Annotated in this window: 19 protein-coding genes; 11 read left to right on the top strand and 8 right to left on the bottom strand. The window is 72.4% G+C overall.

The annotated features are described in order from the left end of the window. Positions 1–43: 43 nt before the first annotated feature. Positions 44–1,399, bottom strand: a complete 1,356-nt coding sequence (locus ACFVYL_RS11300; RefSeq protein WP_389714611.1) for a ferric reductase-like transmembrane domain-containing protein — start codon at positions 1,397–1,399, stop codon at positions 44–46. Between the two features lie 665 nt (positions 1,400–2,064). Here ACFVYL_RS11300 and ACFVYL_RS11295 point away from each other — a divergent pair. The 6 genes from ACFVYL_RS11295 to ACFVYL_RS11270 all read left to right on the top strand — a co-directional run bounded on the left by ACFVYL_RS11295 (position 2,065) and on the right by ACFVYL_RS11270 (position 8,811). Then, positions 2,065–3,363: an NAD(P)/FAD-dependent oxidoreductase gene (locus ACFVYL_RS11295; protein WP_389714610.1), complete on the top strand. Its 1,299-nt coding sequence runs from the start codon at positions 2,065–2,067 to the stop codon at positions 3,361–3,363. A gap of 7 nt (positions 3,364–3,370) precedes the next feature. Then, complete coding sequence (nirB, locus tag ACFVYL_RS11290; protein WP_389714705.1) at positions 3,371–5,926, top strand: nitrite reductase large subunit NirB; 2,556 nt, start codon at positions 3,371–3,373, stop codon at positions 5,924–5,926. Continuing rightward, positions 5,923–6,273 (top strand): nitrite reductase small subunit NirD, encoded by a 351-nt coding sequence (gene nirD / locus ACFVYL_RS11285; protein ID WP_389714609.1) that lies wholly within the window; start codon positions 5,923–5,925, stop codon positions 6,271–6,273. Before nirB ends, nirD begins: the two co-directional genes overlap by 4 nt. A 56-nt stretch (positions 6,274–6,329) precedes the next feature. After that, positions 6,330–6,914 (top strand): TetR/AcrR family transcriptional regulator, encoded by a 585-nt coding sequence (locus ACFVYL_RS11280; RefSeq protein WP_389714607.1) that lies wholly within the window; start codon positions 6,330–6,332, stop codon positions 6,912–6,914. Between the two features lie 107 nt (positions 6,915–7,021). After that, a complete protein-coding gene (locus ACFVYL_RS11275) occupies positions 7,022–7,798 on the top strand; it encodes an SDR family NAD(P)-dependent oxidoreductase (RefSeq protein WP_389714605.1) in 777 nt (258 codons plus the stop codon). A gap of 86 nt (positions 7,799–7,884) precedes the next feature. Continuing rightward, positions 7,885–8,811, top strand: a complete 927-nt coding sequence (locus ACFVYL_RS11270; protein ID WP_389714604.1) for an oxidoreductase — start codon at positions 7,885–7,887, stop codon at positions 8,809–8,811. 95 nt (positions 8,812–8,906) lie between these two features. Here ACFVYL_RS11270 and ACFVYL_RS11265 read toward each other — a convergent pair whose 3' ends face one another. After that, positions 8,907–9,359 (bottom strand): winged helix-turn-helix transcriptional regulator, encoded by a 453-nt coding sequence (locus ACFVYL_RS11265; protein WP_389714602.1) that lies wholly within the window; start codon positions 9,357–9,359, stop codon positions 8,907–8,909. Between the two features lie 99 nt (positions 9,360–9,458). Between ACFVYL_RS11265 and ACFVYL_RS11260 the strand changes: the two genes are divergently transcribed. Next, a complete protein-coding gene (locus ACFVYL_RS11260) occupies positions 9,459–10,325 on the top strand; it encodes an alpha/beta fold hydrolase (RefSeq protein ID WP_389714600.1) in 867 nt (288 codons plus the stop codon). Positions 10,326–10,350: 25 nt separating this feature from the next. Here the strand turns inward: ACFVYL_RS11260 and ACFVYL_RS11255 are convergent, their stop codons facing one another. Next, on the bottom strand, positions 10,351–10,788 hold the full coding sequence (locus ACFVYL_RS11255; protein WP_389714598.1) for a group III truncated hemoglobin: 438 nt from the start codon (positions 10,786–10,788) through the stop codon (positions 10,351–10,353). 117 nt (positions 10,789–10,905) lie between these two features. Then, positions 10,906–11,445 (bottom strand): hypothetical protein, encoded by a 540-nt coding sequence (locus ACFVYL_RS11250; RefSeq protein ID WP_389714597.1) that lies wholly within the window; start codon positions 11,443–11,445, stop codon positions 10,906–10,908. 285 nt (positions 11,446–11,730) lie between these two features. On the opposite strand from ACFVYL_RS11250, the gene ACFVYL_RS11245 reads away from it, so the two are divergent. Genes ACFVYL_RS11245 through ACFVYL_RS11230 form a run of 4 tightly spaced genes read left to right on the top strand, consistent with a single transcriptional unit; the run spans position 11,731 to position 15,395 of the window. Then, positions 11,731–12,996, top strand: coding sequence for an ABC transporter substrate-binding protein (locus tag ACFVYL_RS11245; protein WP_389714595.1), 1,266 nt, complete (start codon positions 11,731–11,733; stop codon positions 12,994–12,996). Continuing rightward, on the top strand, positions 12,993–13,922 hold the full coding sequence (locus ACFVYL_RS11240; RefSeq protein WP_389714593.1) for a carbohydrate ABC transporter permease: 930 nt from the start codon (positions 12,993–12,995) through the stop codon (positions 13,920–13,922). The genes ACFVYL_RS11245 and ACFVYL_RS11240 overlap by 4 nt, the downstream gene beginning before the upstream one ends. 38 nt (positions 13,923–13,960) lie before the next feature. Next, positions 13,961–14,797 carry a carbohydrate ABC transporter permease gene (locus tag ACFVYL_RS11235; protein ID WP_389714703.1) on the top strand — a complete coding sequence of 279 codons (837 nt, stop codon included), beginning with the start codon at positions 13,961–13,963 and terminating at the stop codon, positions 14,795–14,797. A gap of 43 nt (positions 14,798–14,840) precedes the next feature. Then, the gene (locus ACFVYL_RS11230) at positions 14,841–15,395 is read left to right on the top strand and encodes a GNAT family N-acetyltransferase (protein ID WP_389714592.1); all 555 of its coding nucleotides are present in this window, start codon (positions 14,841–14,843) and stop codon (positions 15,393–15,395) included. A gap of 17 nt (positions 15,396–15,412) precedes the next feature. On the opposite strand, the gene ACFVYL_RS11225 is transcribed toward ACFVYL_RS11230, so the two are convergent. From ACFVYL_RS11225 to ACFVYL_RS11210, 4 genes are all read right to left on the bottom strand, one after another. Then, positions 15,413–17,611 carry a hypothetical protein gene (locus ACFVYL_RS11225; protein WP_389714591.1) on the bottom strand — a complete coding sequence of 733 codons (2,199 nt, stop codon included), beginning with the start codon at positions 17,609–17,611 and terminating at the stop codon, positions 15,413–15,415. A gap of 29 nt (positions 17,612–17,640) precedes the next feature. Continuing rightward, on the bottom strand, positions 17,641–17,886 hold the full coding sequence (locus tag ACFVYL_RS11220) for a hypothetical protein (protein ID WP_389714589.1): 246 nt from the start codon (positions 17,884–17,886) through the stop codon (positions 17,641–17,643). Between the two features lie 271 nt (positions 17,887–18,157). Beyond that, on the bottom strand, positions 18,158–20,188 hold the full coding sequence (locus ACFVYL_RS11215; protein WP_389714588.1) for a glycogen debranching N-terminal domain-containing protein: 2,031 nt from the start codon (positions 20,186–20,188) through the stop codon (positions 18,158–18,160). Then, on the bottom strand, positions 20,181–20,558 hold the full coding sequence (locus ACFVYL_RS11210; protein ID WP_389714586.1) for a hypothetical protein: 378 nt from the start codon (positions 20,556–20,558) through the stop codon (positions 20,181–20,183). The genes ACFVYL_RS11215 and ACFVYL_RS11210 overlap by 8 nt, the downstream gene beginning before the upstream one ends. Positions 20,559–20,742: the final 184 nt, after the last annotated feature.

Here is a 20,742-nt window from a genome sequence, read left to right as displayed (position 1 = left end):
GTGGCTCGGGGACGGCAGGGCGAGTGGCTCGGGGACGGCCGGTTCAGAAGGTGAAGCACTCCGCGTGGACGCGTTCCTCGGGGACGCCCGCGCGCACGAGCGCCGCCGTGGCCGCGGCGGACATGCCGGGCGGGCCGCACAGGTAGACGTCGTGCTCGGCGATGTCGGGGATCAGGTTGCGCAGGGCCTGCGGCGCGAGAGGGTCGAACGCGGCGTCGGAACGGCCGAGCAGATAGTGCAGCCCCGCCTGTCTGCGCTCCGCGATGGCCTCCAGCTCCTCCCGCAGGACGAGTTGTTCGGCGCTGCCCGCGCGGTAGAGCAGGGTGACGTCGCCGGGCCCGCCGGGCAGCGTCTCGAACAGGGCCCGCATCGGGGTGATGCCGACGCCGCCCGCGAGCAGCAGCACCTTGCGCCGGGTGCGCCGGTGCGCGGTGAGCGCGCCGAAGGGACCGGTGGCCAGGACGCGCGTGCCGGGCCTGAGGCGCCGCATCCGGCGGGTGTGGTCGCCGGCCGCCTTGACGGTGATGCGCAGCGTGTCGTCGCGGACCGGCGCGGAGAGGGAGAAGGGCAGCGCGGTGTGCCAGAGCCTGCGCTGCAGGAAGCGCCACCGGAAGAACTGTCCGGGTTCGGCGCGCAGCCGGTCGACACCGATGCCCTGCACGACGACGGAGACGACGCCGGGGCCCTCGCCGCGCACCTCGATGACGCGCAGGCTGTGGCGCAGCGCCTGCCGTACGGGGACGACGAGGCGGTACCAGCCGAGGAGGACGGCGACGGTGGCGTGCGCCAGCGACCAGAACCACAGGGCGAGGCCGCTGCCCGCGACGTCGGGTCCGGCGAGCTGGTGCGCGAAGGCGAGGGCGGCGCCGAGGTAGGTGAGCAGGTGCACGGCGCGCCAGGTCTCGTGCGGGATGCGGCGGCGCAGCGCGCGGGCGGAGGTGGCGCCGACGGCGGCGAGCAGGGCGGTGCCCGCGGTGGCGGCGGCGAGGCCGGGGTAACCGAGCAGGTCCAGGGTGGTGTGCAGGAGGTCGGTGCCGGCGTGGGCGGCGTAGCCGCAGAGGGCGAGGAGGGCGTGGGCGGCGCAGAGGCTCAGGACGTACCGGCCGCCGAGGGCGTGCCGCCGCGCGAGCCGGTCGGCGCCGACGCCGTGCTCGACGGCGGGGACGCGGGCCATCAGGAAGAGCATGACGAGGATCCCGTACCCGGCGAGCAGCCCCGTGAGGTGCGCCCCGGTGGCGAACAGCACGTCGAGCCGTGCGGACGGCTCCATCTGCACGGCCCACAGCGCGGTGACGGCGAGGCCGCCCCCGAGGACTCCGGTGCGCAGGGCGCGGGGCGAGAGGCGGGCCGGGGGGACGGGGCGGGGCGGTGGCGCGGTCGGCGCCGGGACGCTCGCCACGGGCCCACCCTCCGGCGGGGCACTCGGCGCCGCAACCGGCACCTCCCCTGCCCCCGGCGCGAACAGCGGATGGCCGCTCTCAGCAGGCCCAGTCGGCGAAACCACAGGCCCGGTCGGTGAAATCGCAGGTCCGGTCGGTGAAACCACAGGCCCAGTCGACGGAACCACAGGCCTCGGCGGGGCACTCGGCGCCGCAACCCGCGCCTCCCCCGCCCCCGGCGCGGACAGCGGTTGGCCGCTGCCCCCAAGCCCGGTCGGCGGACCCACCTCCGGCGGAACCCCGGGCCGCGGCGGAGCACCATGCGGCGACACCGGCACCGGCACCGGCACCGTCCGCGCACCCCCCGCCCGCGCGGTCGGCGGCTGGGTGGTCGGCGATGTCGGCGCGGGGCGCGTCTGGCGGAGGTAAGCGGCCAGGGCGGGGTACGCGTCGAGTCGGGGGTCGGCTGCCTCGGTGGTCACGGCCGCACACTAGGCGCAGAGAAGCGCCGGAAGTTCCTGGTCAGCGGCGTTCCCGCGATCCTTAAGGCGGCCTTGAGGATCGGCTCAACGCGCGTTAAGCAACGGGGCCTCACACCCCTCCCCCGCCCCCGCTGAGGGCAGCGTTCCCCCGGGGAAACAGGTCCGATCCTGTCGGGTAACACCGGCACCGCAGGCTCCTGTGCATGACCTCATCAGCGCAGCCGCGACCCGTCGGCACCGCACCGGCCCACGGTGTGGTGGTGATCGGCGCGGGGCTCGCCGGCGCCCGGGTGGCGCAGCGTCTCGGTGCCGGCACCGTACTGATCGGCGAGGAGGAGCACGCCCCGTACAACCGCGTGCTGCTCGCCGAGGTCCTCGCGGGCCGGTACGGGCCGGACGTGATCGCGCTGCCCAGCGCGCCGGGGACGGTGCTCCGCACCCGTGCGGTCCGCGTCGACCGCGCCGGGCGCCGAGTGCACTGCGCGGACGGCACCGTCGTGCCGTACGGCACGCTCGTCCTCGCCACGGGCTCGAACCCCGTACTCCCGCCGCTGCGCGGCCTGTTCGCGCACGCCGACGGTGAACTCCCGGGCGGCGTCCACGCCTTCCGCACCATGGACGACTGCCTCGCCCTGTCCGCGGCCGTGACGCCGGGCGCCCGCGTCGTCGTCATCGGCGGCGGCCTGCTCGGGGTCTCCGCGGCCCGCGCCCTCGCCCGGCGCGGCGCCCAGGTCGTCCTGACCCAGCAGGCCGAGCGGCTGATGGAGCGCCAGCTCGACCCGACCTCGTCGAAGCTGGTGCGACGGCACCTCACGGATCTCGGCGTGGAGGTGCACACCGAGTGCCGGGTGCGCGGGGTCGGCGTCGTCGACGGCGCCGTGCGCCGCGTCGAGCTCGCCGACGGCTATCTCCTCGGCACCGATCTGGCCGTCCTCGCCTGCGGCGTGCGCCCCCGTACCGGTCTCGCGCAGGCCGCCGGACTCGACGTACGGCGCGGGATCGTCGTGGACGACCTGCTGCGGACCTCCGACCCGCACATCCGGGCCGTCGGCGACTGCGCTGAGCACGGCGGCCGGGTCTACGGTCTGGCGACGCCCGCCGTCGAGCAGGCCGACGCACTCGCCGCGCTCCTCGCCCAGGACCCCGCCGACGGGACCCCCGCACGCCCCTACACCGGCACCCGCACCCTCACCCGTCTCACCCTGCCGGGCCCCGGACCGCTGGATCTCGCGGCCTTCGGGGACCCGGAGCCGCACCCCGACGACGACGTCGTCCAGCTCACCGACGCCACCCGCGGCACCTACCGCAAGGTCGTCGTCCGCGGCGGCCGCCTGGTCGGCGGCGTCCTGCTCGGCGAGCTCGGGGCGGTCGGGGCGCTCGCCCGCGCCTGGGAGGCCGACGACCCGCTGCCCGACGACGACAGCCCGCTGCTCCACCTGCTCACCCACCCCCAAGCTCTCGAGCTCGCTCGAGCAGGGGAGACCCCAATCGGAGGCCGCTGACATGCCGATGCCCGCACAGAACCCGAACCCCCGCCCGACCCTCGTGCTCGTCGGGCACGGCATGGTCGGCCAGCGCTTCCTCGAAGCCGCCGCCGAGCAGGGCCTCACGGCGAGCCACCGGATCGTGGTGCTGTGCGAGGAGCCGCGCCCCGCCTACGACCGCGTGCAGCTCACCTCGTACTTCTCGGGCCGTACGCCCGACGAACTCTCGCTCACCGACCGTGAGTTCCTCGTCGAGCACGGCATCGAGCTGTACGTCGGCGACGCGGCGGAGAGCATCGACCGCGAGGCCAGGACGGTCACCGCACGCTCGGGCGCCGTCTTCGCCTACGACGCGCTCGTGCTCGCCACCGGCTCCTACCCCTTCGTGCCGCCGGTGCCCGGCAAGGACGCTGCGGGCTGTTTCGTCTACCGCACCATCGAGGACCTGCTCGCCATCGAGGAGTACGCGAAGCGGCACGCCACGACCGGCGCGGTCGTCGGCGGCGGGCTGCTCGGTCTGGAGGCGGCGGGCGCCCTGAAGGGCCTCGGACTGGCCACGCACGTCGTGGAGTTCGCGCCGCGCCTGATGCCGGTGCAGGTCGACGAGGGCGGCGGCGCGGCGCTCCTGCGCACCATCACCGGCATGGGTCTGACCGTGCACACCGGCACCGGCACACAGGAGATCCTGACCGGCGAGGACGGCGCCGTGCGCGGCATGAAGCTGTCCGACGGCAGCGAGGTCGCCACGGAGCTGGTGGTGTTCTCGGCGGGGGTGCGCCCGCGTGACCAGCTCGCCCGCGAGCACGGCCTGACCGTCGGCGAGCGCGGCGGCATCGCGGTCGACGAACAGTGCCGCACCAGCGACCCGTACGTGTACGCGATCGGCGAGTGCGCGCTGGCGGCGGACGGCCGGGTGTACGGCCTGGTCGCGCCGGGTTACGAGATGGCGCAGACGGCGGTCGCCGCCATCGCGTCCCGTGAGGCGAGCTTCACCGGCGCCGATCTCTCCACCAAGCTGAAGCTCCTCGGCGTCGACGTGGCGTCGTTCGGCGACGCGCACGGTACGGCCGAGGGCTGCCTCGACGTCGTCTACACCGACTCGCGCTCGGGCACGTACAAGAAGCTGGTGATGGCGCCGGGCGGCGAGCTGCTCGGCGGCATCCTCGTCGGCGACGCGGAGGCCTACGGGCTGCTGCGCCCGCTCACCGGGTCCGTACCGCCGGTGCCCGCCGAGCAGCTGGTGCTGCCCGCGGGCGCGGGCGCCCCCGTGGCGCTCGGCCCGGAGGCACTGCCCGGCTCCGCGGTGATCTGCAACTGCCACAACGTCACCAAGGACCAGATCTGCGCCTGCTCCAGCCTGCCCGAGGTGAAGAAGTGCACCAAGGCCGGTACGGGGTGCGGCAGTTGTTTGAAGGTGATCGGGCAGCTGCTGCCGAAGAGCGGCGACGACGGGCTGTGCGGCTGCTTCGGGCAGACCCGCCAGGAGCTGTACGAGATCGTGCGCGCCCTGCGGATCACCTCCTTCCGTGAACTGCTCGACGCGCATGGCCGCGAGGCGGCGCGCGGCGGGGAGGGCTGCGACGAGTGCAAGCCGGCGGTCGGCTCGATCATCGCGTCCCTTGCGCCGACCATCGGCGCCGGCGGCTATGTCCTGGACGGCGAGCAGGCGGCGCTGCAGGACACCAACGACCACTTCCTCGCCAACCTCCAGAAGAACGGCTCCTATTCGGTGGTGCCGCGCATCCCCGGCGGCGAGATCACACCGGAGAAGCTGATCGTCATCGGTGAGGTGGCGCGGGACTTCGGGCTCTACACGAAGATCACCGGTGGACAGCGCATCGACCTGTTCGGCGCGCGCGTCGAACAGCTGCCGATGATCTGGACGCGGCTCGTGGACGCGGGCTTCGAGTCGGGCCACGCGTACGGCAAGGCGCTGCGCACCGTGAAGTCCTGTGTCGGGCAGACCTGGTGCCGCTACGGCGTACAGGACTCCGTACGCATGGCCATCGACCTGGAGCTGCGCTACCGCGGCCTGCGCGCACCGCACAAGCTGAAGTCGGCGGTCTCCGGCTGCGCCCGGGAGTGTGCCGAGGCCCAGTCGAAGGACTTCGGCGTGATCGCCACGGCGAGCGGCTGGAACCTGTACGTCGGCGGCAACGGCGGCGCCACCCCGCGCCACGCCGACCTACTCGCCCAGGACCTCGACGACGCCGGACTGGTGCGCCTCATCGACCGGTTCCTGATGTTCTACATCCGTACCGCCGACCGCCTTGAGCGCACCGCCGCCTGGCTGGACCGGATCGACGGCGGCCTCGACCATGTGCGCGACGTCGTCGTCCACGACTCGCTGGGCATCTGCGACGAGCTGGAGTCGCTGATGGCCGCCCACGTCACGCACTACCGCGACGAGTGGGCCGAGACCCTGGACGACCCGGAGCGGCTCGCCCGGTTCGTCTCCTTCGTGAACGCGCCGGGCGTGCCCGACCCCACGGTCGGCTTCGTCCCGGAGCGCGACCAGATCAAGCCCGACCTCCCCCTGCTGTCCATCAGCCCCCGCCCCCTGGAAGGAGCCGCACGATGAGCGACTCGACCGCCACGCACGCTTCTCGTGTCCAACTGCGCCTGGACGACGACTGGTTCGCGATCTGCGACCGTACGCAGCTGATGCCGGGCCGGGGCCTCGCGGCCCTGCTGCCCGACGGCCGCCAGGCGGCGCTCTTCCTCGACCGCGAGGGCCGTACATACGCGATCGACAACCGCGATCCGTTCACGGGCGCCGCGGTGCTCTCCCGGGGCCTGCTCGGGACGGAGCGGGGGCGGCCGTTCGTCGCCTCGCCGCTCCTGAAGCAGCGGTTCGACCTGGAGACGGGGCGGTGCCTGGACGACGAGGAGGTGTCGGTCGCGGTGCACCCCGTGCGCATCGCCTGACCGATCGCCCGGAATCTTCTTGACCGGTCGTTCCAGAATGACGTAGCGTCCTCCTCGTGGCCAGGACCAAGGAATTCGATCCGGACGCCGCGCTGCAGTCGGCCCTGGAGCTGTTCTGGCGGCGCGGCTACGAGGCGACGTCGATGGCGGACCTCGTCGAGGCGCTCGGCGTCGGGCGCGCCAGCATCTACGCGACCTTCGGGAACAAGCACGAGCTGTACCTGAAGGCGCTGGAGCGCTACGCCACGCTCCAGAACCCGCGCCTGCTCGCCGAGCTCTCGCAGCCCGGCCCCGCACTGCCCGCCGTCCGCGCGCTCGTGCGCCGCTTCGGAGCCGAGGCCGCCTCGCCCGAAGGCCGCCTGAACGGCTGCTTCATCACCAATACCGCGGCCGAGCTGGGCCCGCACGACCAGTCGGCCGCCCGCTGCGTCGAGCGCAGCTGGGAGTACATGGAGACGTTGCTGCACTCCGCGCTCGTCCGCGCGCAGGCCCAGGGCGAGCTTGCGCGGGGCCGCGACCCGCTGGCGCTCGCGCGCGTGCTCCTGACCCTGATGCAGGGGCTGCGCGTGATCGGCAAGGCGTCGAAGGACCCGGCGCGCGTGCGGGACGCGACGGAGCAGGCGCTGAGCCTGCTCGACTGAGCCCCCGCCGGACACCGACTTCTCACCCCGGCCTCCGGCCCGCCTTTTTTGTGACCTCCTTTTTGCGACCTCATACTGAACCGATCGTTCAAGAAAAGAGTACCGTCATGGCTTCAGCAGCGCGCTCCCGCTTCACCGGCCGCACCGCCCTCGTCACCGGCGGCGGCTCCGGCCTCGGCAGGGCCATGGCGCTCGCCTTCGCCGCCGAGGGCGCGAACGTCGTCGTCGCCGGGCGCACCGAGGGCCCGCTCAAGGAGACCGTGGGCCTGATCGAGGACGCGGGCGGCACCGCCCTCGCCGTCACCGCCGACGTCTCCCGCTCCGCCGACCTGGCCGCCCTCGTCGCCGCCACCGTCGACCGCTTCGGCTCCCTGGACGTGGCCGTGAACAACGCGGGCGTCCTGCGCGCCGGAGCGCCGGTCGCCGAACTGCCCGAGGAGGACTGGCGCCTGATGCTCGACATCAACGTCACCGGCGTCCTGCTCGCCCTGCAGGCCGAGGTGCGGCAGATGCGCACACAGCCCGCCGGGGGCGCCGTCGTCAACATCGGCTCCACGCTGGGCGCGCACACCAGCGTCCAGGGCCTTGCGGCGTACGGGGCGACCAAGGCGGCCGTCTCCGCGCTGAGCCGCGCGGCCGCCGCCGAGCACATCCGCGACGGCGTCCGCATCAACACCGTCAGCCCCGGCTCCTCCGACACCACCATGTCCTTCCGCCCCGGCGAGACCGAGGCCGAACGGGCCGCCCGCATGAAGGAGTCGACGCCGCTGGGCCGCGTGTCGACGACCGAGGAGATCGCCGCGGCCGTGCTGTACCTGGCGTCCGACGAATCCGGCTCGGTGGTCGGCGCGGACCTGGTGATCGACGGCGGCGCCGCGGCCTGAGCGCTCCGGCCAGGGCAGGCCCCCTGCCCTGGGCTCCCCCTCCGGCTTACTGTTGAGTAAGAAGTCAACGGAGAGGGAGCCTTGCCATGGCCGCGTGGACCACGAGCGACATCCCCGACCAGAGCGGCCGCACGGCCGTGATCACCGGCGCCAACAGCGGGATCGGCTACGTCACCGCGCGTGAGCTGGCCCGCCGCGGCGCCCGCACCATCCTGGCCTGCCGCAGCGAGGAGCGCGGGAGCGCGGCGGTGGCCCGACTGCTCACCGAAGTGCCGGGCGCACACGCCGAGTTCGGGCGGCTCGACCTCGGGGACCTGGCGTCCGTACGGAAGTTCGCGGCGGCGTACGAGGACACGCGCCTGGACCTGCTGATCAACAACGCGGGGGTGATGGCGCTGCCCTTCCGCCGCACCGCGGACGGTTTCGAGACGCAGTTCGGCGTCAACCACCTCGGACACTTCGCGCTCACGGGACTGCTGCTCCCCCGCCTCCTGGAGGCCCCCGGGGCGCGGATCGTCACCGTCTCGTCCGGCCTGCACGTGCTCGGCAACATCGACATCGGCGACCTCAACGGCGAGCGGAGCTACCGGCGCTGGATCGCCTACGGCCGTTCCAAGACCGCCAACCTCCTCTTCGTCCACGAACTGGCGCGCCGCCTCGCCGCCACCGGCGCCGACACCGTCGCGGCCGCCGCCCACCCCGGCTACGCCTCGACCAACCTGCAGACCGCGGGGCCCAGGATGGAGAACCGCAGGGTCGCCGAACGCGTCGTGGCGCTCGGCAACCGGATCATCGCGCAGTCCGCCGAGGCCGGCGCGCTGCCCACGCTGTACGCGGCGACGGCGCCCGGCGTGCGGCCCGACTGGTTCACCGGACCCGGCGGCCTCGGGCTCCGCGGGGCGCCCGCGCCGTCCTGGCGGGCGAAGTGGACGCGGAACGACGTGGCCGGCGAACGGCTCTGGGCGGCGTCGGAAGACCTGACGGGCGTGCGGTACGACGCGCTCAAGAGCTGAGTGACGCCTTCGAGGACTTAGTGACGCCTTGAGGACTTAGTGATGCCTTTGAGGACTTAAGGACCACCGCGGACAGGTGCCCCGGACGGCCGACTTCAGGTTCTTGGCGCGCTTCGGGCGGAACCGGGAGATGCCGTCCTGCCCTCGTCGGCCTCCTGGTCGGCGGCTTCGTTGGCGCGGTCGATCTCGGCCATGTGCTCCTCCGCCCAGGTCCGCAGCCCCGCAAGCGCGGCTTCCAGGGAGAGCCCGAGTCCGGTGAGCCGGTAGAAGACCTGCGGCGGCACGGCCGGTTCGACCCGGCGCGACACCAGCCCGTCACGGGTCAGGCTTCGCAGCGTCACGGACAGCATCTTCTGCGAGACGCCGGGCATCCGGCGTCTCAGCTCCGCGAAACGCACCTCGTCCGGTGCGGCATCGGCCAGCGCCTTGACGGCCATGGACGTCCACTTCGTACCGATGCGGTCCAGCAACTGCCGCGTCGGGCAGTGCGGATCGAACAGATCGCCCCGTACCCCGCCACCGGCGGCCCGGGCCCCTCGGGTGGTCACCTGTGGCTCACCACCTTCCCTGAAAGTGCCGTCTAGGAAGCAGTCGGCCAGTTACCTATCGTTCTGTGGTCACCAATGGTAACCAGCCGAGGAGCCGTCATGCCCGTCACCGCCGCGCCCGACCTGCGCCGCATCACGACGAACGGCGTCGAACTCAATGTCGCCATCGCCGGGGACGGACCTGCGGTTCTCCTGCTGCACGGCTTTCCGCACACCTGGCGACTCTGGAGCGGCATCATGGGCCGACTGGCCGGTCAGTACCGGGTCATCGCCCCGGACCTTCGAGGCTTCGGTGCCAGTGCACGTGCCATCGAGGGGTACGACGCAGGCACCCTCGCCGCTGACGCCGAAGGGCTGCTCGACGCACTCGGCGAGCCCTCGGCGGCGGTGGTCGGCATCGACGCGGGCACCGCCCCCGCCGTCCTGCTCGCGCTGCGCCGACCCGGCCTGGTGCGGCGCCTTGTCGTGATGGAGGCACTCCTCGGCCGCCTGCCCGGAGCAGAGCACGTCTTCGCGGGCGGCGCCCCGTGGTGGTTCGGCTTCCACGCCCTGCCCGGCCTCGCCGAGACCGTCCTGGCCGGCAACGAGGCCCCGTACATCGACTGGTTCCTCGACTCGGGGACGCTCGGGCGAGGAGTACCCGACGACATCCGTGCGGCCTTCGTCCACGCGTACACCGGGAGGGAGGCCCTGCGCTGCGCGTTCTCCTATTACCGGGCCCTGCCCACCAGCGCGCAGCAGATCCAGGACGCCGTCGCGACGGCTCGGCTGACCATGCCCACCATGGCCGTCGGCTCGCACCCCGTCGGCACCGGGCTCGAACGCCAGCTCCGTCCCATCGCCGATGACCTGGTCGGACACCATCTCCAGGACTGCGGCCACATCATCCCCCTCGACCGCCCCGACGCGCTGTTCGCGCTCCTTGCTCCCTTCCTCTCCGCCGATCTGCCCAAAGACAGGTCCTGAGGGGCCTCGTGAGCCTCGTGAGGTCTCAGGCCGCCCCACGCAGCCGCAGCGCCGCCAGCGGGACGAAGCCGGGGCCTTCGCCCACGGTCGGGGCGTCCCTGCCCTCCAGGCGCCGCAGCATCGCGACCGCGATCCGCTCCCCCTGCGCCTTGGCGCGCTCCGCGTTCGGCCCCCGGTGCAGACCGTCGACGGTGGCGTGCCACAGCTGCACCCAGCGGCCGAAGTGCTCGGCGGTGAGTGGGCGCGCGGTGTGCAGGGCGGCGTGCGGGGCGAAGGCGTTGCGGCGGTAGTCGGCGGTGCGCAAGAGCGCCCGCTCCCAGAAGTCGGTGATGCGCGGCAGGTGGACGCCGAGGTCCGTGCCCGCGATCTCCGTGAAGAAGGGGCCGATCAGCGGGTCGGCGAAGGCGGCCGCGTAGAAGCGGCGGAGCAGCACGTCGAGGTCGGCGCGCGAGTCGATGTCCACACGTACGACTGTGCCACGGGCGGGAGCTGGGGCGTCGGGGGAAGGCGGGATGTGCGGGGCGTCCATGCCTCCACGGTCCGCCCCGCACCCGCCCCCTCCCAGGGCCGAAGGTCCCGCTCAGCGCAGGTCCGAGGCCTCGAAGACGGCCCGCGCCGTCGCGTCGTCCGCGCGCGTGGCCAGTCGCCGCAGCTCGGCGCAGCCGGTCCTGAGCAGCCCGTTTTGCCGCGCGGTGCGGGCGCCGGTGTCGAGGCGGTGCAGGAGCAGGGGGTTGTCCACGAGGATCTGCGGGTCGAGCTCGACGCGGTTGCCGAGCGAGTCGCACAGGACGAGGCGGGCGGCGACGCCCTCGCTGCGCCGCACGGCGGTCAGCAGGCAGGTGCAGACGTGCCTGCGGCGCCCGAGCCCCCGCACCGCGAGCCAGCCGGGGCCCGCGGTCACCCGGGCGGGGTGCAGCACCAGATAGAGCAGCGCGGAGAGCCCGGCCCACAGACCGGTGCGGGCGGGGGTGAGCGTGCCGTCGGCCCGGTCGATGAGCAGGACGAGCCCGAAGAGCGCGCACGCGCAGAAGACGGCGGACCGCACACCGGCGCCCCAGCCGCGGTCCGACGTGATCTGCCCCGCCGTCGCCGCGTCCCGTTCCGTGATGTCGTGTCCCATGTGCGGCACGGTAGGACGGCGCCACCCCCGCGTCACCGCCGTTGACGTGGCATATACACACGGTGGGGAGACCTTGACGGAACGCTGACACAGGACGCCGGGCACGGGCACCGGTCGTACGCCGGGCACGGACGCCGGTCGCACTCGCCCCGCAGGGCGACACTCGTCCGCAACACGCCTGTCGTAATCCCTCTGCATGGTTGATCGTTGAGCCGGGCACACAACGCCATGCCACCGGCAGTTTCGACACCACGCAGTCCGACACCACGCAGGGGGACGACCAGCATGACCATCAGCCGCAGGACACTGCTCGGGACGGGCGCGACGGGCGCGGCACTCGGGCTGCTCACCGCGTGCGGGTCCAACACCGGCCGCGACGGCGGCGGTTCGGGCGGCAAGGGCCCACGGCTCGCGCAGTGGTACCACCAGTACGGCGAGCCGGGCACCGAGCAGGCCGTGAAGCGGTACGCCGCCGCCTACAAGAAGGCGGACGTCAGCGTCCAGTGGCGGCCGGGCAACTACGACGAGCAGACCGCGGCGGCCCTGCTCACCGACTCGGGGCCCGACGTCTTCGAGGTCAACGGCCCGTCCCTGGACCAGATCCGCAGCGGTCAGGTCGTCGACCTCACCGACCTGTTCGACGGCGTGAAGGACGACTTCAACCCGGCGGTGCTCGCCCCCAAGACGTACGACGGGAAGATCTGGTCGATCCCGCAGGTCGTCGACATGCACCTGCTCTACTACCGCAAGAGCCTGCTCCAGAAGGCGGGCGTACGGCCGCCGCGCAGCCTGGACGAGCTGGTCGACGCGGCGAAGGCGCTCACCACGAAGGACGTGAAGGGCCTCTTCCTCGGCAACGACGGCGGAGCGGGCGCCCTCGGCCTCACGCCCCTGTACGCGGCGGGCCTCTCCTCCGTCACCGAGGACGGCGAGGTCGGCTTCGACGATCCGGCGGCCGCCCGCACCCTCGGCAAACTGCACCGGCTGTACGCCGACAAGTCGCTGCTGCTCGGCGCGCCCGCCGACTGGTCGGACCCGTCCGCGTTCGTGCAGGAGCTGACCGCCATGCAGTGGTGCGGGCTGTGGGCGCTGCCCGCGGTGAAGAAGGAGCTGGGCGACGACTTCGGCGTGCTCGCGCTGCCCGCCGACGGCGCGCACGGCAGGCCCGCCCTGCCCGTCGGGTCGTACGGCGCGGCGGTGAGCGCCCGCAGCGGCCACAAGAAGGAGGCGAAGGACTTCCTGAAGTGGCTGTGGATCGACCGGACGGAGTACCAGGAGGACTTCGCGCTGTCGTACGGCTCCCACATCCCCGCCAGACTCTCCCTCGCGAAGAAGGCCGACAAGCTGAAGGAGGGCCCGGCGGCGGACGCCGTGCGCTACTCCACCGCGTACGGCTACGCCGAGCCGCTGCTGTGGACGCCGGCGAGCCGCACCGTCTACCAGGACGCGCTGAGCCGGATCATCAAGTCCGGGGCGAGCCCCGAGAGCGAGCTCAAGTCCGTCGTGCGCAAGGTGCGGGCGGAGCTGGACCGGGCCAAGAAGAAGTCGTGAGCCGCGCCCCCGTCAGAAGCCGGCTCCTGGGCACCCAGAACCGCACCCTCTGGTTCTGGGTCTTCGTCGGCCCCTTCGCGCTCGGCCTGATCCTCTTCACCTACGTGCCGCTCGCCTGGAGCGTGTACCTCAGCTTCTTCGACGCCCACAACACGGTCTCGCCGACCGACTTCATCGGCTTCGACAACTACACGTCGATCCTGCGGAACGACGCGTTCACCGACAGTCTCGTCACCTTCGCGGTCTTCTCCGCCTTCATCGTGCCGACGACGTTCGTCCTGTCGCTCGCCCTCGCCCTGATGGTGAACCGCATGCGCCGCGCCCAGGCGTTCTTCCGGTCGGTCTTCTTCCTCCCCGCGGCGTGCAGTTACGTCGTGGCGGCGCTGATCTGGAAGCTGTCGATCTTCAACGGGGTGCGGTTCGGGCTCGCCAACACCGTCCTCGGCTGGTTCGGCGCCGACCAGACAGCCTGGCTCTCCACCACCGATCCGCCCTGGTACTGGCTCGTCATCGTCACCGTACGGCTCTGGCTCCAGGCCGGCTTCTACATGATCCTGTTCCTCGCGGGCCTGCAGCGGATCTCCCCCACGCTCTACGAGGCGGCGGCGGTGGACGGGGCGCGGCCCGGCTGGCAGGTGCTGCGCCACATCACGCTCCCGCAGCTGCGCGCCACCTCGGTCGCCGTGACGCTGCTCCTCGTCATCAACGCCTTCCAGGCCTTCGACGAGTTCTACAACCTGCTCTCGGACTCCCAGGGCTATCCGCCCTACGCCCGGCCACCGCTCGTCTATCTCTACTACACGGCCCTCGGCCAGGAGCAGAACCTCGGCTTCGGCAGCGCGGGCGCGGTGATCCTCGCGCTGATCATCGCGGGGGTGACGGTCGGCCAGGCCCGCTGGTTCGGCCTCGGCAGGAAGGAGGACTGAGACCAGTGTCCCGATCCGTGAAACCTCCGCACCGGCCCATGGACGACGCCCTGGTCCGGACGGGCCGCGCGCTGCGCCTCGTCCTCCTGATCGCGCTCGCGCTGCTCTTCCTGATCCCCTTCTACCTCCTCGTGCGCAACGGCCTCGCGTCCGAGGACGACATCACCTCGCCCGACTGGACGTTCTTCCCCTCGACGCTGCGCTGGTCGAACCTCTCCGAGCTCTTCGACGACCCGACGGTGCCGATGGCGCGCGCCCTGTTCAACTCGACGCTGATCGCGGTCGCGACGACGCTCGGCACACTCGTCCTCGCCTCGCTCGCCGGGTACGGTCTGGCCCGCATCCCCTACCGGTACGCGAACCAGGTCTTCTACGCGATCCTCGGCACGATGATGGTCCCGGCCGCCGTCACCTTCGTACCGAGCTTCGTGCTCGTCTCCTCGCTGGGCTGGGTGTCGACGCTGCGGGGCCTGATCGTCCCGACCCTGTTCTCGGCGTTCGCGTGCTTCATCTTCCGGCAGTACTTCCTGGGCTTCCCGCGGGAGTTGGAGGACGCGGCACGGGTGGACGGCCTCGGCTACTGGCGCACGTACTGGCGCGTCGTCGTCCCCAACTCCCGCCCCGTCTTCGCGGCCGTCGGCACGATCGTCTTCATCGGCGCCTGGAACTCCTTCCTGTGGCCCCTGGTGATCGGCCAGGACCGCGACGCGTGGACGGTGCAGGTGGCGCTCGCCACGTTCACCACGTCCCAAGTCATCCGCCTGCACGAGCTGTTCATCGCGGCGGCGGTGTCGATCGTGCCGCTGCTTGTGGTCTTCCTGTTCTTCCAGCGGTGGATCGTGGCGGGGGTGGAACGGTCGGGGATCGACGACTGACGCCGCTGCGACGGCTCCCGCGGGCGGACGGTAGCGTGCCCGCATGACTGAACTCGGGCCCCTCACCTGGCCGCCCGCCCCGGTCAAGACCGAACGGCTCGTGCTCCGCGCGTCCGAGGCCAGGGACCGTGCGGCGTTCATCGAGCTCTTCGCCTCGCCGGAGGTGGGCACGTACGTCGGCGGCCCTCGGCCGCGCGATGAGCTCGAACGCGCGGTGCCTTCGGTACCCGGGCGGCGCCCCGGTCTCTTCGTGGTCGAGCTCGACGGCGCGATGATCGGCACCGTCGAGCTCAGCCGGCGCGAGGCGGAGCATCGTAGCGAAGTCCCTCCGGATGCCGAGGCCGAGGCCGAGCTCAGCTTCCTGTTCCTGCCGGGGGCGTGGGGACGCGGGTACGCCGCTGAGGCGTGCGCGGTGGTGCTCGGGTGGTTCGCCGAGGTGCTGCCCGGCGAGCCGGTGGTGCTCCGCACTCAGAGCGCCAACGACCGGTCGATGCGCCTCGCGGCGAGGCTGGGCTTCACCGAGGTGCGGCGGTACGAGGCGTGGGGCGCCGAGCAGTGGCTGGGCGTGTGGCGTCCGCCGCTCACGCCGTCCGGCTGAGGCGGCCCCACGCGGCGTCACACGGGCTCCGCCAAGTCCTCCATGAGCTCGGGCAGCTTGCGCAGCCTGGACAGGGTCTGGGTCAGCAGGCGTACGGCCGTGTCGGCCCGGTGACGGGCGACGGGCTGCGGCACGGACTCCGTACGGCTCCGCTCCGCAAGCCCGTCCAGGAGCTCGCCGACCTCGACGGAGGCGGCGTGCAGCCCTTGGATCCGCTCTTCGACCCGGGCCACCAGGGCGTCCACGGACTCCTCGGTGCCGGGGGGTGACGCGGGTGCGGGCACGGGCGGGGTGGCGCTCGGTGGCAGGGAGGGGAAGGGCACGGTCGCGGACGGCAGAGGCCCCACCGGCGCCGCCACCGGCACCGGCGCTATCACCGGGGCCGGGGCCACGGCCGGCATCGGCGCCGACGGCCTCGGCAGGATCGGGGTCGCGGGCTTGCGCGGCCGCGTCCCGGTCTCCTTCGGGAACTCCGTGTCGAACCAGACCGGCGTCATCTCCCGGCCCGGCAGCTCCTTGCCGGACCCGCTGACCCGCCACGGCCTGCGGTCCCCGTCGTCCATGGCCGAGGCGAGCGACCGCAGCACGCCGACGGCCATCATCCGGCTCTTCTCGTGCCGCAGGGCCTGGAGGCAGTTCGAGACGGTCCTGCGGGAGCGGCGGATCCGCTCCCCCGCGTCGTTGACCGCCTCCTGGCCGTCGAGCGAGCCGCGGTCCGCCTCGATGATGCCGAAGGACGCGAGCCAGTGCGCGGCCCGGTAGGCCACCAGCTCGTCGAAGGCGGCGTCCTCGGTGTCCGCCGCGGCGAGGAGGTCCGGCAGCCTGCGCCCGGAGAGCACGACACCGCCCCGGACCTTGGTGGTGAAGACCTCGCCCACGCGCGGGTTCCACGGCGTGGCGTAGCTCTCGGAGGTCAACGCGGACCACGTACGGGCCCGTTGGTTGATCTCTCCCGCCTTGAGCTGGGACGGGGGGTGTTCGCTGAGCGCCCGCCGGAGCAGGAGCTGGCGGCGCGGGTCCACCGGGAAGAGCTCCTGGAGCAGCCTCATGGACCGCAGGTCGCGGAGCTCCGACACCGTCATGTCCGGTGTGGCCTCCGGGAGTTCACGGATCGGTGCGAGCCCGGAGAGGACCTCCGCCGTCTTCTCGTCCATGACCCGCTGGGCCACGTACATGCCGAGCACGCTCCGCCCCAGGGCGCGCGACCGGTCGAGGGCGTCGAACTCCAGCGGCGGGTGCACGTGGTCCCGGCGGTTGTTCATCTGCACAATGCGGTAGAGCCGTTGCGGGGTCGGGGTGCCGACCACCAGGTGCGCGTCCACCACGGCGATGGCGGCCGCCCGCCGCGCCCGTGAACTGCTCGTCGGGTCCAGCTCGTCCTCGTCCGTCTCCGCGTACTCCCTGTTGAGAACGGCGGAGAATTCGGGGAGCCAGACGCGGGGGTCGCAGATGACGCCTTCCTCGACCCGTTCCAATTTTTCCCGGGGGACGCCCGCCAGCACCTCACCGGACGTCAAACGGAAAATCGATTGCCTTTTCTGTGTTCGATTATTCCCTCGAACTGCCATCCATCCCCAATAGGCATCCGGATACAGCGGATTGCCGTCGGCGTCGGTCTCGGGATTCTCCTGGAGGCACACCTGCTGGGGAACATACATTCCAGGATCCTGCTGCCCATTGAGGACGAGGTCGGCCTCCAGGTCGTACGGGCGGACGCGGTCGCGCCTCTCCAGGGCGTCGGCGGCGTCCTCGGTATTCATCATCAGCGCGTGCCGGTTCGCCACCGAGCTCTCCAGCGCCGCGTAGAACGTCTCGTTCCCCTCGTCGTCGACGCGCCTCCACGGCCGGACCGAGGCCAGCGTCCCCTCGGTCGCCGGGCCGACCGTCGGATCCGCGACGGAGCGCCAGATCGAGCTGATGCGCTCGTTGTGCCCCCACTGCACGCCACCGACTCCGTGCATCCGGACGACGGCGACGACCATGTCCCCGGCGTCCGTACGGATGCGCCGGACCGCGCCCCCCTTGAGCCTGCGCACCCCCTGCTCATCGGGTTCACCCAGCGTCTCCTCGGGATCGACCACGAAGGGAGCGATGTTCTCCAGCGCCCCCCGAGGCAGATTGACCCCCTCGGTGGCCAACACGGCCTCGATCCACGTCTCTTGCCGCTCCCGGGATACGGGAATGGGGAACGGCCCGTCGCTCGTCGCCTCACTCATGCGTTGCCTCGCTCATGCGTTGCCTCGGATCACTCGATGTCGTCCTGCAGGCGGTCGATGACCCACCGGACGGCATGGCCCGCCGCCCGGTACGCCGGATTGCCATGCGCAGCCTCAGCCGCCGCGATGGCGGCCCTCAGGATCCACAGCCCGGTCGCCGCCCGCTCGCGGCGCGCCACCTTCGCTTCCCGCTCGGCCAGCTCCCGCTCTTTGCGCCGAATTTCCTCGTCGGGCTCGTCGTCATCGGCACGCCCGGACGGGGGGAATGAATCCATGGCTGAGACCCTTCGGAAAGGCGCGGCCGTCCGTCGACACGATGGCCAACACCCGTTCCGCAGAGGCTTGTTATTAACAAGAAGAATGCTGGCAGCGCGACGGCCGGGATGGCAACGCTTATAGGATTGGCAGACCCGTTCGAAGGATCCGCGTTAGTAAAAACAAGCAGGCGGCACCCCGACTAGAGGCGCCGCCTTCGGTGAGACAAATGATCGAATCAAGCACAACCCCTATGCGGTGTTGACTACTTAAACCCCACCTGCTACTTGTCTACGCCCCACCCACCGCCGTCAACAACGCCAACGGCGCCGCCGCCGAGCGGGATTCCAGTTCGCACGCGTGCGGGTACGGGACCGGATACGGGTACGCCGTCCTGTCGTATCCCGCGAGGACCTCCGGGAGGCGGCCGTTGGCGGCCGTGGCGGCGGCGACCAGGGCGCGGGCCACCGCGCGGGCCTCGTCGTGCAGGCCGTAGCGCGCCAGGCCGAGGGCGATGAGGGCGTTGTCGTGCGGCCACACGGAACCGCGGTGGCAGGAGAGCGGATGGAACGCGGCCTGCCCCGCCGCGAGTGTCCGTACGCCCCAGCCCGAGAAGAAGTCGGGCTCCAGGAGACGGCGGCCCACCGTCTCGCCGTACTCCTTGTCGAGCAGCCCGGACCACAGCAGATGACCCGCGTCCGAGGCGAGCGCGTCGACCTGGTGACCTTCACCGTCCAGGGCGAGCGCGGGGAAACCCCGGTCCGGCATCCAGAAGTCGCGCTGGAAGCGGGCCCGCAGGTCGGCCGCCGTCTGCGTGAGCAGGTCCGCGTACACCTTGTCGTCCCAGACGGTCCGCGCGAGGCGGGCCGTGCGCCGCAGGGCGTCGTACGCGTACCCCTGCGCCCCGGCCGCCATGACGGGCCCCGTGGCACCGATGCCGTCGGCGGAGCAGATCGCGCCGGGCGAGTCCTTCCAGTTCTGGTTGGCGAGGCCGCCCTTGTCCGCGCGGTAGACGAGGTAGCCGCGCGAGGTGAGCCCGCCGTGGTCGAGCATCCAGGCGACGGCGGCCCGCGCGTGCGCCTCCAAGCGGCGGGCTGCCGCGGGGTCCCCGGTCTGTTCCGTGTACGCGCCGAGCAGCACCAGGAAGAGCGGGGTCGCGTCGACCGAACCGTAGTAGCGCCCGAACGGCACCTGCCCGAAGTGCGCGAGCTCACCCTGCCGCACCTCGTGGACGATCTTCCCGGGCTGGGCCACCACGCTGCGCACGGCCTCCGTGGCCTGCGACGCGGCGAGCGCGGGCAGCGTCGCGGCGGCCAGGCGCGGCAGATAGGGCAGCGCGAAGAGGGAGGTCAGCAGGGCGTCCCTGCCGAGCAGCGTGAGGAACCACGGCACGCCCGCCCCCGGCACGCTCAGCTCCTCGCCGTCCGGGCCCGTGGCGGGCACCTGGAGGACGGCGAGGTCCGCGAGGCCGCGCGTGCAGGCGTCCGCGAGCTCCGGCCACCGGGCAGGAGGCGACACGGCGGACACGAACTCGTCCTCGATGGCGGCGAGATGGCGCGCCGCCTCGGCCGGGGAGTGCGGCCGGCCCGCTGCGGCCTCGCCGTGCGGTTGCGCCACGGCACGCAGTGCCACTCGCACCGCGTCGTGCGCGTCGAGGTCCAGCGTCCATACGAGGCGACGCGCCCCGGCCCCTGTCTCCTCGACGGCGCCGGGCGCGGGGTCGGCCGTGACGGTCGTACGCGAACACCACTCGCCGCGCCGGTAGGTGAACTCGACCCCGCCGACGCCCTTCCCACCCGCCCTCTCCCTGTTATCCGTCCCGCCCGCCCCATCTGCCCCGTCCGTCCTGTCGGCGTCGAGCGGTCGGCGGGACCTGACGGCGCCCGGCTTCGCGTACGTACGGTGGTCGGCGCGCAGCTCGAACTGGTCGGTGAAGTCGGCGTCCACGGTCAGCTCGATCCGCACCCGGGTCGGCACCGGCCGGTTGCTCACCACGCGCAGCGACTCCACGAACGCGCCGTCCGCCACGGCCTGTTCACGGAAGAGCGTGTACGCGGGCGGCTCCTGGCGGCCGCCGCGCGGCACCAGGACGCAGCGTGCGGCGCCGGTGGCCGCGGCCGAGGTGTCCACGGGCGTGAGGACCTCGGGGACGGCCCCGTCGGCCGTCAGCTGCCAGCGGCTCAGGTGCCGCGCGTCCCGTACGAACAGGCCGTCCGGGCCCGCGCCGCCGCCGCGCGCCGCCCCGACGCCGCTGATGTCGCCGCCCGTGCCGACGGCCGCGAACGTCCGTCCCCGCACCAGCAGCCGATGCCGGTCACTCATGCCCACACCTCTCTTTCAGAGAGCCCGCCCCGCGCGTCACGTGTGTCGTATGCAACGTATGCGTCGTATACGTCATGTGCGTCACGTACGTCGTGCAGTAGGACCAGCGTGAACGGGACCACGTACTCGGCGAACCCGGACGCACCCGCCACGTCGAGTAGGACTCCCACAGCCGGTCCACGAGCGTCCGCGTCAGCGCGTCGGCACGGGCCCGCCGCGCCTCGGGGGGCGGCGCGGAGGGGCCCGCCATCCTGGTCGAGGCCCGCGCCCGGTTGGTCCACAGCACCCGGCCCGCCCGCTGCCGCAGCGTCCGCCGCGCCGGATCGCCGCTGCGGGTGGGCGGCCGAGTGGTGGCGGCGCTGCGGTCCACGCGATCTCCGCTCTTCCCGGGCCGCTCGACGGCCTCTGGGTTATGTGTCGTCCACCTTAGGGTTGCGCCTGGAGAACGGGCAAAACCCGCTAAATATCGTGCAGTTGACGCACAAAAGACGGTCGCGAGCGGAGCGTGAGAGGCACCGGGTGAACGGATCCGCGAGAGCCGCCGCGAGCGCGGG

The organism is Streptomyces sp. NPDC058308 (genome assembly GCF_042880275.1).
Classification (GTDB): domain Bacteria; phylum Actinomycetota; class Actinomycetes; order Streptomycetales; family Streptomycetaceae; genus Streptomyces.
The sequence above is the reverse complement of the archived record's forward strand: the minus strand, read 5'-3'. Positions and strand labels throughout refer to the sequence as shown.